Origin of the sequence: Noviherbaspirillum sp. ST9 (assembly GCF_048799745.1) — a bacterium.
In the GTDB taxonomy this organism is placed as follows: domain Bacteria; phylum Pseudomonadota; class Gammaproteobacteria; order Burkholderiales; family Burkholderiaceae_D; genus Noviherbaspirillum.
Genome location: NZ_JBLWFR010000001.1, coordinates 575404 through 590660, shown reverse-complemented (window position 1 = coordinate 590660; position 15257 = coordinate 575404). Strand labels below are relative to the sequence as shown.

Here is a 15257-nt window from a genome sequence, read left to right as displayed (position 1 = left end):
TATAGAGATGTCTTGAAAGAGGTAGTAATGAAAAAGGGCCCTGCTGGGCCCTTTCTCGTTTACGCAACACAGTTGCTATTTTGTCCAGTAGGTCGCACCTGTCGCCAGACGCGTTGCATCAATGCGAGACTGGAACAAGTAGGCAGCAGTACCGCCCTTGTCGGGAGCGACCACGCCATTGACGGCCATATTTGTCGGCGCGATCAACTGCGAGTCACCCAGCAACAAACCATCCTTCGTTACGCCGCCTTGGGCCTGAAGCTTGAATCGCTCGGTTTCGTTCACGAGGTCGAAACCGGTGCTGAACGTCTGCTTGCCGAAATCCACCTGCAGGCGGCCGTTCTCGACCTTGGCCACGTACAGGCCGCGTCCCTCCTCATTTATATAGGCAGCACTTTCGCGCAGGCCGAAATTGAGAATACCGGTGTTGGGAATTTGCCACTCGCCAGCCTGGGTGCGCAGCAGGGCCAGCTGATCGCCGAGCGCGATCAGGCGTGCGCCTTCACTGCGGAGCTTGGAGATATCTATATTAGAGGCCTGGTCCAGGACAGTTTGCCAGCGTCCCCATTGGATGGTACGCGCGGGCTCCGGAGCAACGGGCTGCGGCGTCTGCACTGCCGTCTGCAGCGACGCGGTTTTTTGCGGATCGAGGTCGAGGCTTGCTGCCATCGGTGTGCCGACTGTTGTGCTCGACGTCTTGGTTGCCGGCTCATCGCTGCGCGGAGGGGCAACCATGTCAGGCGCGTTGCTCGATGCGGGCAGGAACTGCGGCGATGCCTGGCCCTTGGTGACTTGAAGCACCTGGCCGGTTTGGCGGGCGAACAGTTCCTTGCTGGTCGAGCCTTCGCAGGGGCCGCTGCCTTCGGGGCCGCAACTGCCGGTGAAGCCGCTGACGACGACGCCACCGGAGATGACGGCGACACGGGAGGTTTCCTGGTCTGTGTATACAGTAAAGTCGGTTCCGCGCACGCCGATGGCGGCGACCGGGGTGTTGAAGCGGAAATTCTGCTTTGCCTGCTTGGCGCCTTCGCCGGAAATGGCGCGCGCCACGCCACGGTCGAGTTCGAGTTTGATGCGGGTGTTGGCCGGCTGCTTGGGATCGACATGGTAGGCGACGATCCGGGCGCGGCTGTTGGGGCGCAGGATCAGGAAGCCGTCGTCGATGGTCTTCAGATAGAGATAGCCGTCCGCGCCGGTGGCAATGTCGTCGCCTTCCTGCACTGCGCCGCCAAGCGCGAGTTGGGTGCCGGCGACTTCGACTTTGCCAGCGACGAAGACGATACGCGCGGCTTCGCCCGCTTGCGCGAGGCCGGCGGCGAGCAGCAGTGCTGTGGCGGTAAGTATTTGACGGAACATATACATTTCTCCTTGTTTGCCATTTTCGGCCTGGCAACCGGAGGCGCAGTGACGGCTGTCACAATTTCTTGCAATTCAGGTTGCAGGGTAGCATTTTTTGGGGTAAGTGGGCGGTTTGGCGGGAAATTCAAGGGAGATGCCGGGAATTGATGCTGTTTTGATATGGGGATGGCGATTTTTTGCGGTGGCGAGGAGTGATGGTGTGTTGTTTTTTTGGGCGGGATTGTTACGTGCCCGCACCACTCTTTCACGAGGTGGGTTCATGGGCTGGGAACTCGGAGAGCTCACTATGGGTGCCCGCCTTCGCGGGAACGACGGGGGTGGAGAGTCGAACGCGCGTGCGAAGGAGCCCGCAGACGCGCAATCCGGCATCCTGCAAATATAGCGGCGCAGCGTCGCCTCTGACAGGGAAAAGCGTTCTTCCCTTTCTTTTCTTTATCGGTCCGGCATTCCGCTCATTCAAATATGGGATGTCCGCTTCGCCACTGGCGGTTATACTTTCTGGCTGTAAATTATTCCTCACTCTCTCCGGATCGTGATGCGGTGCGTCCTCCAGGTCGCCCGCCCGTTTTATGAACCTGACGGCCACTCTACGCGCACTCGTCCCTCCTGTTGCCGCGATGCGCATGGCCATTGTGTCGGTGGCGGTCCTGCTTACCGTCCTTCTCGAGTGGTCCCCGGCTTCCTTCGGCTCTTACTTTGCAAGCGAGTGGCTGCGCGACCGCGTTGTGCGGATGCAGGCGTCGACGGAACCGGAATCTCGGATTGTGATGGTCGATATCGACGAGGCGAGCATCAAGGCGATCGGTCCGTGGCCGTGGTCGCGGCAGACGATCGCCGACCTGATCGAGAACCTGCTCGGGCCTTACGGTGCGCGCGGCGTGGCGCTGGACCTGGTGCTGCCGGAGCGCGCCGACGAGGCGGGCGACAAGCGGCTGTCGACGCTGACGCAGCATGGACCGGTCGTGCTGGCGCAGGTCTTTGACTACGTGCCCCGGCCGCAACCGCTCCGGATCGGTTACCTTGGCGGTGGCTTGCCCGCGCATGAAGGCGCGCAGGCGCAGGAAGCCACGGGCTTTATCGGGAACCATGCCGGTATGGCGGATGCGCGGTTTGTCGGCAACATCGGCTTTATCCCGGATGCGGACGGCACGATTCGCCATCTCCCGATACTGACGCATTTCAATGGCCGTCTCTACCCCACCCTGTCGCTCGCCTTGCTTGAATGCTGCGGGGGCGGGTCACGCGCCCGGCCGTCGGAGGCAAGCTGGCGTGTCCGGTTCCAGCGTGACTGGTCCGCCTATACGGCCCTGCCGGCAGCGAGCATCCTCAACAACACGGCAGCGGCTGAGCTTGTGGCCGGCAAGCTGGTCCTGGTTGGCTCGTCGTCGCTGGGCCTGACCGACCGTGTGGCGACACCGCTTTCCGCATCCACCAGCGGCGTACTCGTCCACGCGGCGGCACTGACAACGATGCTCGACATGCAGGCCGGCAAGGCACCGGGGGAATGGCCTGGGCGCTGGATTGCGCTACTGTTTGCGCTGATTGTCGCGGTGACGGTTGCGTACACCTTTCCGCGCCTGTCCGCCGCGTCGAATGTCGCCCTGCTGGGCGTTGCATCGGTTGGCTGGCTCGTCATCGCCTACGTGGTGATTCCGCATGATGCGCACTTCTCGGCGACCGGTCCGCTGGCGACCAACCTGTTCCTGCTGACGATCGCGGTGCCGTTCGACTGGCAGATTGCGCAGCGTCGGTCGCGCAACCTGCTGGGTACCTTGCGCCAGTATGTGGCGACGGCGGTGGTGGACGAAATCCTGCGTCGTGGCCTGAAGGATCCGCTCACGCCGCGGGAGCTGAATGTGACGACGCTGATCGCGGACATGGAGGGTTACACCACCTATGTCGAATCGCTGTCGATGGAAGAAGCCGCGCAGCTGACCCGTGATTTCCTGGCCTGCCTGACGCGGCCGGTGCTGGCGAAGCAGGGGACGATCGACAAGTACACCGGTGACGGCATCGTTGCCTTCTGGGGTGCGCCCCTGCCGGTCGAGGACCATGCCGACCTGGCGCTGGACGCCGCGCTGGAGATCGTGGAGGAAGTGCGCCGCTTCAGCGACCAGCGCCGGCAGTCGACCGGCATGCCGGCGCTCCGCGTGCGGATCGGCATTGAAAGCGGCCTGGCGATGGCAGGCGATTTCGGCAGCGCCTCGCGCAGTATCTATACCGCCGTGGGCGACAGCGTGAACGTTGCGGCGCGCCTGGAGCAGGCGGCGCGCAACCTGCCGCATGACATCATCGTGGGCAAGGGGGCGGTCGAACGCGCGAAGCGGCACACCTTCAGGCTGCTCGGGGAGTTCACCCTGCGCGGCAAGGAAAAGGCAAGCACGCTGTATACGATCGAGACGGCCGCCATGGAGGCCAGCGCGTGATGCGGGGGTGCATTTCCAGGATCGGCAAGGCGCTGCTGTTCGCCTGCTCGCTGACGTGCGCGGCACAGGCGCAGCAGATACCGCCGCTGGCGCAGCAGGACCTGTACCTCGACGCCTTGCAGTCGATTTCGGACGGGCGGCAGACCGATGCCAGCGAGGCGCTGATCCGGATGATCGAGAACGAGCCGCAGCATGCGGGCGCATGGCTGGACCTGGCCATCATTCAGTGTGAACTGGGGCGCGGCGCCGAGGCCGAACGGCTCTTCGCCGCCATCGAATCCCGCTTCTCTCCGCCGCCGGTGATCCTTGAGGTGATCGCGGCGCAGCGCGCCAAAGGCTGCAAGGGCTGGCAGCCGCAGACCCGCAGCACGGCGATGCTGGGGCGCGGCACCGACAGCAATGTGAACCAGGGGGCGAGCAATCCGAATTTCACGATCGGGACGGGCGCACTGCGCGTGGAACTGCAATTGCTCCCGGAAAGCCTGCCGCAACGCGACAACTATACGTTCGCGTCCTACGACGTCCTGCGCGAGTTGAGCCCGAACGGCACGCTCGGCTTTGCGCAGGTACGGGCGGTGCACAACGACAGCCTGACGGAGTTCGACACGTCGTCACTGGTCGGCGGCATCGAGCATCCGTGGCGCATTGGCGGGTGGAATGTGCGCGGCACGGGCCTCCTTGCCCTGCATGGCTTGGGCGGAAAACTTTACCAGGTGCAGAGCCAGGCGCAGTTCCGCGTGACACCGCCGGTCAAGTTGCCGAACACCCTGCAATTCAGCGTCGTCGGCGGGCTGTCGCATGTCGAATACCCGACGCTGAACAACTTCGATTCGAACACGTGGGAATTGCGCGGCCTGCTGACGTACCGGAACGGCCGCACGCAAGGGCATGCGACGCTCGGCTACCTGTTCGACAAGGCCAGCGCAGATCGGCCGGGCGGCGATCGTGCTGGCTGGTATACGAGCATTCAGGCGCGCCGACGCATCTCGGAGTACGTGATCGGCGAGCTGGGATGGACACGGCAGACCTGGTTGAGCGATACCGCCTATTCGCCCGGGCTGATCGATGAAATCCGGCACCAGAAGACGCAGGTGCTGCGCGGAGCGCTGATTTTCCCGGTCGACGAGCGCCAGGCTGTTCAGGTCGAGGTCCGGGAGGCGCGCAACCGGGATAACATTTCCGTCTTTCAATATAATAGCCGCCAAGTTCAGGTGAGCTGGCAGTGGCAAGGGTTCTGAGCGCCCGCACTGCCTTGCATTTCGTTCACTCTCCGCATTCTTGCCCCTGAAACGGGCGTCACGTGGCCCTACTGCGCGGGCCCTGGATTTTTTCGGATACCACTATGCATTGGGAATGGTTTGTCTTTCTCTTCGCCGCCCTGGCGATTTCCGCCGGCTGCCTCGTCCCGGCGCGCTGGCTGCCGCCGCTGCGCCATGACAAGTTGCTGCATTTCCTTGCCTTCGGCGGACTCGCCCTGCTCGCGGGACGCATCGCGCAGACCGTTGCTGAACAGGCAATGTGGCTGATTGGACTCGTTGTGGCCGGCTTGGCGATTGAAATTTTGCAGAACCTCGTGCCCGGCCGGAAGTTCTGCTGGCGGGACATGGCGGCGAATGTGGCAGGAATCGGGGCTGCCGCCGTTATTACCACCTTGATTACTTTCGTGTAAAAAACGCGACATGACTTTGTAGCAAGGAAATAGGTGATGCCCGGAAACGACGGCTATAATCGTTCGGGTTAAGACCGGAGCAACAACACGCATGGCGTCCACCAGCAACAAACTTCCTGCTTTGACCACTGGCGACCCCATCCCTTCGGAGGCGCCGGTTGCGCCTGCGCCCGCGCCTGCCGGCCGCAAGATCAACATCAATATCAACGTCACCCAGGTGAACCTCCAGGTTCACCTGCGCAAGATCCCACTCCTCGCCAACCTGAGCGAAGACGACATGGAGCGGGTGAAAAAGGAATTGCGGATCAAGCAGTACGCACGCCGGGAGGTTGCGCTCCAGAAGGGTGGCGTGGGCGATGCATTGCTGTTCGTGCTGTCGGGACAATTGCAGGTGGTGGATGTCACCGAAGACGGCCGCGCGATCGGCCTGCGCATGCTGGGTCCCGGCGACTTCTTCGGCGAGATTGCGGTGATCACCGGCTCGACCCGCTCGGCATCCGTCGTGGCACTGACGCCGTCGCTGGTCGCTTTCTTGCCACGCGCCACGGCGCTGCACCTGTTCTCGCATTCGCCTTCCGTCGCCAACATGATGCTTCGCCACCTGGCGGAGAAAGTGCAGCGTGATTCCGAATTCCGCGCGCTGCTGAGCATTCACAATACGTCCCGCCGCGTGTACAACTTCCTGGAACTGTTCAGGAAGAAGCAAGGCGACAACTCGGAAGTCGTGGAGAACCTCCCGACCCACCAGGACATTGCCATCATGATCAATACCAGCCGTGAAACCGTCACGCGGGCGATCCTGAACCTGGTCCAGCAAGGCATTGTCGAAAAGGATGCACAGCACCGGCTGATCGTGCGCAAGCCGGACCAGCTGCAGCGGCTGATCCAGGGGACGGCGTAAGCTTCCTGAGAGTGGGCGGCGGGCAGGAACATTGCGTTCCTGCTATATAATACGGCGGGCTTCGCTGGCACTCTGCCAATGAACGCTCACGGCAAGTCCCTCCCCTTTCATACAACACACATCCTGTCCGCCGTGCACCCGCCTCGTCTTCTCTCCGCTGCCGCTTTTTCCTGCATGGGTTCGGCGTGCGTCGTTGTCAGGCTGTGCCCAACCGGCGGCATATTCTGATGGGCAGCATTCGCGTCAACGGCCTGGGCAAGGCATACAAGAAATATCCGACTCACTGGTCCCGCCTCCTGGAATGGGTCCTGCCCTTTGCAGGAAAGCGGCATGAACTCAAGTGGGTCTTGCAGAACATCAACTTCCACGTGGAGCCTGGCGAGGCAGTCGGCCTCATCGGCATCAATGGCGCGGGCAAGAGCACGCTGCTGAAACTGATTACGGGCACGATTGTTCCGACCACGGGTAACGTGTCGATGACCGGACGCGTCGCGGCGATGCTGGAACTGGGCATGGGATTCCATCCCGAGTTTACCGGCCGGCAGAATGCGTACACCTCCGGCCAGCTGCTCGGCATTACGCCCGAGGAGATGACGGCGCTGATGCCGGGCATTGAGGAATTTGCCGAGATCGGCGACTACATCGACCAGCCGGTGCGCATGTATTCCAGCGGCATGCAGATGCGGCTGGCATTCAGCGTGGCGACGGCAAAGCGGCCCGATGTGCTGATCGTCGACGAGGCGCTGTCGGTCGGCGACGTGTATTTCCAGCACAAGAGCTTCGACCGCATCCGCTGGTTCCGCGAACAGGGAACGACGCTGCTGCTGGTGTCCCATGACAAGACGGCGATCCAGTCGATCTGCGACCGTGCCATCCTGCTCGACGGCGGGCGGCTGGCGAAGGAAGGCGGCCCGGAGGAAGTGATGGACTTCTACAACGCGCTGATTGCCGAGCGCGAGAACTCAACGATCAAGCAGCAGAAGACCGAGGACGGACGGGTGCAGACCACGTCCGGCACGGGTGAAGCGACGGTCTCGAACATTGCCTTGCTGGATGAAAGCGGCAAGGAAGTCGAAATGATCAATGTCGGTTCGAAGGTGACGTTGCGCGTTCGCGTGAAGACGACGGCCGATGTCCCGCGACTGGTGCTGGGCTACATGATCAAGGACAGGCTGGGCCAGCCGATGTACGGCACGAACACGCACCACACCGAACTGCCGCTGCATGATGTGAAGGCAGGCGAAGAGGCGGAATTCCGCTTTACTTTCCCTGCCAACCTCGGGCCGGGCAGCTATTCGATCACCACCGCCTTGACCGGCGACGACACGCACCTGGGCGAGAATTACGAATGGCGCGACCTGGCGCTGATCTTCATGGTGGCCAACGTCGACCGCAAGACCTTTGTCGGCTGCAACTGGCTGGAACCGCAAATCGAGGTGCTGCGATGAGCGACAATTTCTATCGTGCCTTCGAGGACCGCCACCGCGGATCGCGCGAGATGATCAAGGGACGCCTGCGCGCCTACCTGCCCTTCATTACACCGCTGGCCACGCAGTTCCAGCCGGCGAAGTCGCTGGATCTCGGTTGCGGTCGCGGCGAGTGGATCGAACTGCTCGGCGAGCATGGCATCCAGGCCTCCGGCGTGGACCTGGACGAGGGCATGCTGGAAGCCTGCCGTGAGCGCGGGCTTGATGCGCGCAAGGGCGATGCGTTGAGCGCGTTGCGCGCACTGCCGGACAACAGCGTCGCGCTGGTGTCGGCGTTCCACGTGGTCGAGCACATTCCGTTTGATGATGTGCGCGCCGCCGTCCGTGAAGCACTGCGCGTGCTGATGCCGGGCGGCTTGCTGATCTTCGAAACGCCCAATCCCGAGAACGTGGTCGTCGGCACCTCCGGCTTCTACATGGATCCCTCGCACGAGAAGCCGATTCCGCCCGACCTGCTGAGTTTCGCGGTCGAGTATGAAGGATTCCGCCGCACCAAGGTCATCCGCCTGCAGGATCCGGAGGCATTGCATACGATGCCGCGTATCGGCGTGCTGGAGGTGCTGAGCGCTGTCAGCCCGGACTATGCGGTGGTTGCGCAGAAGGCAGCCGACGCAACGCTCCTGGCCGCCTTCGACACACCCTTCCACACCGATTTCGGCGTCTCGCTTTCTGCCCTCGCATTCCGTTACGACGCGCAGATCCAGCGGCAGTTCTACGAAAGCGACGCGCTGCTGCACCGGACGGAAGGATTGCTGGGCGAGCGCGCGGAGCATATCGAACGCCGCTTCGCGCAGCTTGAAGACGCGGCGAACCGCAGCCTGCATCAAGCGCAACAGGCCGAGCGCCATGCGGCGCAACTGGTGGTCCAGTTGAACGACATACTGCAAAGCAGGACGTGGACATTTGCCTCTCCGTTCTATGCTGCGGGTCTTGTGGCGCGAAGGATTCGGACGGCAGCCAGGGAAGGACGCCTGATGGGCGCCATTTCCCGTCGCGTTCTCGGTCGCGGCGCGCTTCACACTTTTGCCCGGCGCGTCCTGTGGCGGCTCATCAGAGAAATCGATCGGCGCCCCGCCTGGCGTGACGCCATCCTGCGGCGTGAGGCCCGCTTTCCAGGCCTTGCGGCGCGCCTGAAGTCGCTCCACGTTCCGGCGGCAGCAGCGCCGGCGCCGGAAGCGGCACGACCGCTGTCCGCGTCGGCTCGCCATATTTTGGCCGACATTGACCGCAGCAATGGCGGACGCTAGCCCCATGCGTATCGTCTTCGATCTCCAGGCCTGCCAGGCCAGCAACCGTCATCGCGGCATCGGCCGCTACTCGCTCTCCCTCGCATTGGAAATGGTGCGGCAGGCCGCCGGCCACGATGTACGCGTCGTGCTGAACGGCCGCTTCCCGGAAAGCATCGCCCCCTTGCGCGCGGCCTTCGATGGCTTGCTTCCGCGCGAGCATATCGCCGTGTTCGACGTCCCTGCGCCCATCGCTGGCATCGATCCGGGGAACGCGTGGCGCACCCGTGCCGCCGAACGCGTGCGCGACGCATTCCTCGCCGGCTTTCGGCCGGACATGGTGCACACGTCGAGCCTGTTCGAAGGGCTGGTCGACGATGCCGTGACATCCATCGACACGCTTCAGGGCATGGCGACGAGCGCCGCCACCCTGTATGACCTGATCCCGCTGATGCGCAAGGAAGCCTACCTGCAGGATGCGCGGGTGCGCGACTGGTACTACCGCAAGCTGCAAAGCCTCAAGAATGCGGACCTGCTCCTGGCCATTTCGGCACACAGCCGGCAGGAAGCCATTGACGCGCTGTACCTGCCCGCCGAACGCGTCGTCAATATTTCCGGCGCGGTGGATGCGAGCTTCCGACCGCTGACCCTGTCCGCCGACGCGCGGCAGGCGCTGATGCACCGCTATGGATTGAATCGCCCCTTCCTGATGTATACCGGAGGCATCGACAACCGCAAGAATATTGAAGGCCTGATCGCGGCGTTTGCGCGGCTGCCGACGGAACTGCGCCGGGCCCGCCAGTTGGCGATCGTCTGCAAGGCGGACGATGCCGACAAGCGCAGGCTGCTGGATCTCGCCTCGAAGGCCGGCTTGAATGGCGACGAAGTCGTCTTCACCGGCTTCGTTCCTGATGCGGATCTTATCGCGATGTACAGCACGTGCGAACTCTTCGTCTTTCCTTCGCTGCATGAAGGATTCGGATTGCCGGCGCTGGAGGCGATGTCGTGCGGTGCCGCCGTGATCGGCTCCGATAGCAGCAGCATTCCGGAAGTGATCGGACGCGAGGATGCGCTGTTTGACGCGACCGATGCAACTGCGATTGCGCGCAAGATGCAGCAGGCGCTTGCCGACGACGCCTTCCTGGCGTCGCTCAAGGAGCACGGCGCAGCGCAGGCAATGAAGTTTTCGTGGGAGGCGAGTGCACGCACAGCGCTTGACGCACTGGAATCGGCGCACGACCAGGCACAGGCCCGCCGTGTGACGCGCGTGCCCGTTTCGGCGCGTCCGCGTCTCGCCTACCTGTCGCCTCTCCCGCCCGACAAATCCGGCATTGCCGACTACAGTGCGGAGCTTCTTCCGGAGCTTGCCCGCTACTACGACATCGAGGTCATCACCGACCAGGAAACGATCACCGACCCGATGGTCGCAGCAAACTTTCCGCGCCGTTCGGTCGCCTGGTTCGATGCACATGCCACGCGCTATGACCGTATCGTCTACCACTTCGGGAATTCCAGCTTCCACCAGCATATGTTCGAGCTGCTGGAGCGCCATCCCGGCGTCGTTGTCCTGCACGACTTCTTCCTCAGCGGCATCCTGGCCCACATGGACGGCAACCGCTTCCGTCCGTATGCTTTTCCTGTCGCGTTGTATCAGTCGCACGGTTACCCTGCCCTGCTGGAAGACAAGACCGGCAGGGGCGGCGCAATCTGGACGTATCCGTGCAACAAGACCGTCATCGACCTTGCCGACGGCGTCATCGTCCATTCGCAGTATTCGAAGGTCCTCGCGCGGCAGTGGTACAAGGCCGATACCGCGGACCAGTGGCGAACCATTCCCCTGCTGCGCGCATTCCCCGTGCAGATCGATCGCAGCGCGGCGCGCAAGCGACTCGGTATCTGGGAAGAAGAGTTCGTTGTTTGCGCCTTTGGCATCCTCGGTCCGACCAAGCTGAACGACCGGCTCCTGCACGCATGGCTGGTCTCCCCGCTCGCCGAAGGCAAGCGATGCCACCTGGTCTTCGTAGGCCAATGTGATTCCAGCCCGTATGGCAGGGAGTTGCAAGCAACCCTCGCAAGGGCGAAAGCAAAGCACGGTGATCGCGTACGCATCACCGGGTTTGTCTCGCAGGAGGATTACCGCAACTATCTCGCAGCGGCCGATATCGCCGTGCAGCTGCGCTCGATGTCGCGCGGCGAAACATCGGCTTCGATCCTCGACTGCCTCGCCTACGGTATCCCGACCATCATCAACGCCAACGGCTCGGGGGCGGAACTGCCCGACGACGTGCTGGTCAAGCTCGACGACGAATTCGATAACGACGCATTGACGCAGGCCCTGGCCAGCCTCTGGAAAGACACCGCGCGCCGCACCGAGCTGTCGCAGCGCGCCATCGACTTCGTGCGGAGCGAGCACCACCCGGTGCACGTGGGACAGATGTATTTTGAAGCGATCGAGGACTTCGCGGCGGATCCTGCCCGTGTGGCGTACCGGTCGCTGATGACCGCGCTCGCGCGCGAGGATTCTCAGGAAGAGGATTTCAGGGATATCGCCGAATGCGTTGCGGCCAATCGTCCTGCAACCAATGTGCGCCAGATGTTCGTCGACATTTCGGAACTGGTCCAGCGTGATGCGAGGTCAGGCATCCAGCGCGTGGTCCGCAATATCCTGACATCCCTGCTGAAAGACGCGCCGGCGGGCTACCGTGTCGAGCCGGTGTACGAGAAGGACGGCGTTTACCAGTACGCGCGGGAGTTCACGCTGCGCATGCTGGAACTGGCGCCGGCGCCAATTCCCGACGATCCGATCGAGCCGCAATGCGGCGACATATTCCTCGGGCTCGATCTCAATCCCGCAAAAATTCCCGACAACGAGGCGACCCTCGCGAAGCTGCGCGACCGCGGCGTGGACATCCACTTTGTCGTCTATGACCTTCTGCCGGTGCTGCGTCCGGACGTCTTTGTGCCTGGCGCAAAGGACGGTTTCAGCCGGTGGCTGCAGGCGGTTACGCGCCTGGCGGATGGCCTCGTGTGCATTTCACGGGCGGTTGCCGATGAACTGGCTGCATGGATACGCATCGAAGCGCCTTCACGCCTGTCTACGCTCAAGATCGGTTATTTCCATCTCGGCGCGGACATCGCTTCCGAGCTCCGCAAAGATGAGCGCGAGGACAAAGAAGACGCGCGCATTGCGCCGATCAAGGAACGGCCTAGCCTGCTCATGGTCGGCACGCTTGAACCGCGCAAAGGCCACGCGCAGGCACTGGCCGCGTTCGAGGCACTATGGAAGCAAGGCGTCGACGCCAACCTGGTGATCGTGGGCAAGCAGGGCTGGATGGTGGATGATCTGGTGGAACGCCTGCGCAACCACCCCGAAAGCGGCAAGCATTTATTCTGGTTTGAAGGTGCAAGCGACGCGACCCTGCTCGATCTCTATACGCATTCAGCGGCACTGCTGGCTGCATCGGAGGCGGAAGGATTCGGCCTGCCCCTGATCGAAGCGGCCCAGCACGGACTCCCGGTCATTGCACGCGACATCCCGGTCTTCCGCGAGGTAGCCGGGGAACATGCCTCCTATTTCTCGGCGCAGGATGCAGCCGAGCTTGCCGCGGCATTGCGCAGCTGGCTGCAGGTGCATGCCGGGGGCACGGCGGTGCAAAGCAAGAACATGCTGTGGCTCACCTGGGCACAGAGCGCCGGGCAGTTGATGGACAACGTGCTGCACGGCCGCTGGTACCTGGACCTTCCTCCTGCGAACGGTTAGCCGGCAGTCGCATGATCATCCCGGCCTACATCGGACGTTTCGCCCCGTCACCGACCGGCCCCCTGCACAAGGGCTCGCTGGTGGCGGCGATGGCGAGTTACCTGGATGCGAAGGCGCATAACGGCACTTGGCTGGTGCGCATCGAGGACATCGACGAAGCGCGCACCGTCTCCGGTGCAGCCGATGCCATCCTGAATGACCTTGCAGTCCTTGGCATGCAATGGGATGGCGAAGTCGTGCTGCAGAGCCAGCGCAAGGCGCTGTACCAGGATGCGTTCGACAAGCTGGGCACACACGCCTATCCCTGCGGCTGCTCGCGCAAGGAAATCGCCGATTCACGGGTCGGGATTGCCAGCGATGGTGCCGCGGTCTATCCCGGCACCTGCCGCAACGGCCTTGCGCCGGGCAAGACTCCACGCGCTTACCGCTTGCGTGTGCCGGACGGCGAAAGCGCATGCATCGGTTTTGAAGACCGATGGGTCGGGCGCGTGACACAGCGCCTGGATCGCGAGGTGGGGGATTTTGTACTGAAACGCGCGGACGGGTTCTGGGCCTACCAGCTTGCCGTCGTGGTGGATGATGCGGACCAGGGCGTCACGCATGTGGTGCGCGGCGCCGACCTGCTTGATTCGACGGCACGCCAGATCTATTTGCAGCACTTGCTTGGGCTGCCCACGCCGCAGTACATGCACGTGCCTGTGGTGACGAATGCCGCCGGGGAAAAGCTGTCGAAACAAACCGGGGCACTTGCGCTTGACCTGAGCCGCCCCGTCGATGAACTGATGGCTGCGGCGCAATTCCTGCAACTGCCGGTCAGCCGGCCAAACTCGATTGACGACTTCTGGACGCAGGCCACGGCGCTCTGGCGCCTGGCCCATCCATAGCCGTCACGGCAATCAACGCTTGGGCACGCCGCCCAGCAATGCCGCGACCTTGGTCTTCTGCGGCTTGGTTCCGCCATTCACGCTTTCTTCTTCCGCTTTCGGCGTCGGCGCAGCGGGCTCGTACGGCTTCAGGAACCACGGATCGACTTTTTCCTTGCGCGGCGCGTAGGCGCTGCGTCCATATTGCGCCGGCCGTCCCGCCGGCACGCCGCGCTGTTCACTTTCTTCGAAACGCGGGCGCCGGTCAGTCGTGCGGGAAGGAACGAACCCAGCCAGCTGCAAGCGCGAGATCGTGTGCTTGATCAACTTTTCGATATCCGCAAGCTGGCGCGCTTCCTTGTCGGTGAAGAGCGAGATTGCGTCGCCAGATGCGCCTGCGCGGCCGGTACGGCCGATCCGGTGCACATAGTCCTCGGCGTTGTACGGCAGGTCATAGTTGATCACGCAAGGCAGTTCGGCAATGTCGAGGCCGCGTGCGGCGACGTCGGTGGCGACCAGCACTTCGATCGTGCCGCGCTTGAAGGCTTCCAGCGCGGCCATGCGTTCGGCCTGCGTCTTGTCGCCGTGGATGGCGGATGCCTTGACGCCTTCCTTTTCAAGATGGCGCGACAGGCGCGAGGCGCCGATCTTGGTGTTGGAAAACACGATCACCTGCTTGAGGCCGCGCTCGCGGATGATGTGCGTCACGGCGTCGCGCTTGGCTTCTTCCTCGACCTTGTACAGCACCTGCGTGACGTTGTCGGCGGTGGCATTGCTACGTGCCACCTCGATCGTCACCGGATTCTTCAGGAAGCTGTTGGCCAGCTTCTTGATTTCGGGGGAGAAGGTCGCGGAGAACATCAGGTTCTGGCGCTCCTTCGGGAGCAGGTTGATGATGCGTTGGAGGTCGGGCAGGAAGCCCATGTCGAGCATGCGATCCGCTTCGTCCATCACGAAAATCTGGGTCTGCGACAGGTTCAGCGTCTTCTGCTGCACGTGGTCGAGCAGGCGGCCCGGCGTGGCGATCAGGATCTCGACGCCTGAGCGCAACGCGGACGTCTGCGGCGCCATGTCGACACCGCCGAAGACAACCGTCGAACGCAGCGGCGTATGGCGCGAGTAGGCCTTGACGTTGTCGGCGACCTGGTCGGCAAGTTCGCGCGTCGGCGTCAGGATCAGCGCACGCACCGGATGGCGCGCGGGCGAGGCGCTGGTGTTGGCGAACTCAAGCAGGCGCTGGATGATCGGCAGCGAGAAGCCGGCCGTCTTGCCGGTGCCTGTCTGCGCCGCGCCCATGACGTCGCGTCCCTGCAATACGACAGGAATGGCTTCGGCCTGGATCGGCGTGGGGTGGATGTAACCTTGGTCGGCGAGCGCGCGCAAGATGTCTGCATGAAGGCCGAAATCCTCAAACCGGACTGCGGGAGCGGAAGCTTGCGTCGATGCTAGCAGGGTATCTGACATAGTGATATTCGGGTCGACCCGGACAGGGTCATGGAGTTAAGCGTGAATTCTTCCGGAATCGGCCGGAAGGCCGATTTCAAGATAACTTTCCATTATACGCCT

At 63.0% G+C, this 15257-nt stretch carries 10 protein-coding genes; 8 read left to right on the top strand and 2 right to left on the bottom strand.

The window, feature by feature from the left end; all coding sequences use genetic code 11:
* Positions 1–75: 75 nt before the first annotated feature.
* Positions 76–1356: a FecR family protein gene (locus ACNOHI_RS02830; protein WP_420473108.1), complete on the bottom strand. Its 1281-nt coding sequence runs from the start codon at positions 1354–1356 to the stop codon at positions 76–78.
* Positions 1357–1928: 572 nt separating this feature from the next.
* Between ACNOHI_RS02830 and ACNOHI_RS02825 the strand changes: the two genes are divergently transcribed.
* The 8 genes from ACNOHI_RS02825 to gluQRS all read left to right on the top strand — a co-directional run bounded on the left by ACNOHI_RS02825 (position 1929) and on the right by gluQRS (position 13712).
* Positions 1929–3785: a CHASE2 domain-containing protein gene (locus ACNOHI_RS02825; protein WP_420473107.1), complete on the top strand. Its 1857-nt coding sequence runs from the start codon at positions 1929–1931 to the stop codon at positions 3783–3785.
* Positions 3785–5023 carry a tetratricopeptide repeat protein gene (locus ACNOHI_RS02820; RefSeq protein WP_420473245.1) on the top strand — a complete coding sequence of 413 codons (1239 nt, stop codon included), beginning with the start codon at positions 3785–3787 and terminating at the stop codon, positions 5021–5023. The genes ACNOHI_RS02825 and ACNOHI_RS02820 overlap by 1 nt, the downstream gene beginning before the upstream one ends.
* A gap of 104 nt (positions 5024–5127) precedes the next feature.
* Entirely contained in the window at positions 5128–5454 is a 327-nt protein-coding gene (locus ACNOHI_RS02815) for a VanZ family protein (protein ID WP_420473106.1), read from the top strand.
* Positions 5455–5545: 91 nt separating this feature from the next.
* On the top strand, positions 5546–6355 hold the full coding sequence (locus tag ACNOHI_RS02810; protein ID WP_420473105.1) for a Crp/Fnr family transcriptional regulator: 810 nt from the start codon (positions 5546–5548) through the stop codon (positions 6353–6355).
* A 227-nt stretch (positions 6356–6582) separates the two neighbouring features.
* On the top strand, positions 6583–7803 hold the full coding sequence (locus ACNOHI_RS02805) for an ABC transporter ATP-binding protein (protein WP_420473104.1): 1221 nt from the start codon (positions 6583–6585) through the stop codon (positions 7801–7803).
* Entirely contained in the window at positions 7800–9089 is a 1290-nt protein-coding gene (locus ACNOHI_RS02800) for a class I SAM-dependent methyltransferase (protein ID WP_420473103.1), read from the top strand. Before ACNOHI_RS02805 ends, ACNOHI_RS02800 begins: the two co-directional genes overlap by 4 nt.
* 4 nt (positions 9090–9093) lie before the next feature.
* Positions 9094–12828: a glycosyltransferase gene (locus tag ACNOHI_RS02795; RefSeq protein WP_420473102.1), complete on the top strand. Its 3735-nt coding sequence runs from the start codon at positions 9094–9096 to the stop codon at positions 12826–12828.
* An 11-nt stretch (positions 12829–12839) separates the two neighbouring features.
* The gene (gene gluQRS / locus ACNOHI_RS02790; RefSeq protein ID WP_420473101.1) at positions 12840–13712 is read left to right on the top strand and encodes a tRNA glutamyl-Q(34) synthetase GluQRS; all 873 of its coding nucleotides are present in this window, start codon (positions 12840–12842) and stop codon (positions 13710–13712) included.
* A gap of 12 nt (positions 13713–13724) precedes the next feature.
* On the opposite strand, the gene ACNOHI_RS02785 is transcribed toward gluQRS, so the two are convergent.
* Positions 13725–15155 carry a DEAD/DEAH box helicase gene (locus ACNOHI_RS02785; RefSeq protein ID WP_420473100.1) on the bottom strand — a complete coding sequence of 477 codons (1431 nt, stop codon included), beginning with the start codon at positions 15153–15155 and terminating at the stop codon, positions 13725–13727.
* Positions 15156–15257: the final 102 nt, after the last annotated feature.

What these genes read in the sequence shown, in the direction of transcription:
- ACNOHI_RS02830 (WP_420473108.1), bottom strand. Translation starts at nt 1,356, where the DNA reads ATGTTCCGTCAAATACTTACCGCCACAGCACTGCTGCTCGCCGCCGGC.
- ACNOHI_RS02825 (WP_420473107.1), top strand. Translation starts at nt 1,929, where the DNA reads ATGAACCTGACGGCCACTCTACGCGCACTCGTCCCTCCTGTTGCCGCG.
- ACNOHI_RS02820 (WP_420473245.1), top strand. Translation starts at nt 3,785, where the DNA reads ATGCGGGGGTGCATTTCCAGGATCGGCAAGGCGCTGCTGTTCGCCTGC.
- ACNOHI_RS02815 (WP_420473106.1), top strand. Translation starts at nt 5,128, where the DNA reads ATGCATTGGGAATGGTTTGTCTTTCTCTTCGCCGCCCTGGCGATTTCC.
- ACNOHI_RS02810 (WP_420473105.1), top strand. Translation starts at nt 5,546, where the DNA reads ATGGCGTCCACCAGCAACAAACTTCCTGCTTTGACCACTGGCGACCCC.
- ACNOHI_RS02805 (WP_420473104.1), top strand. Translation starts at nt 6,583, where the DNA reads ATGGGCAGCATTCGCGTCAACGGCCTGGGCAAGGCATACAAGAAATAT.
- ACNOHI_RS02800 (WP_420473103.1), top strand. Translation starts at nt 7,800, where the DNA reads ATGAGCGACAATTTCTATCGTGCCTTCGAGGACCGCCACCGCGGATCG.
- ACNOHI_RS02795 (WP_420473102.1), top strand. Translation starts at nt 9,094, where the DNA reads ATGCGTATCGTCTTCGATCTCCAGGCCTGCCAGGCCAGCAACCGTCAT.
- gluQRS (WP_420473101.1), top strand. Translation starts at nt 12,840, where the DNA reads ATGATCATCCCGGCCTACATCGGACGTTTCGCCCCGTCACCGACCGGC.
- ACNOHI_RS02785 (WP_420473100.1), bottom strand. Translation starts at nt 15,155, where the DNA reads ATGTCAGATACCCTGCTAGCATCGACGCAAGCTTCCGCTCCCGCAGTC.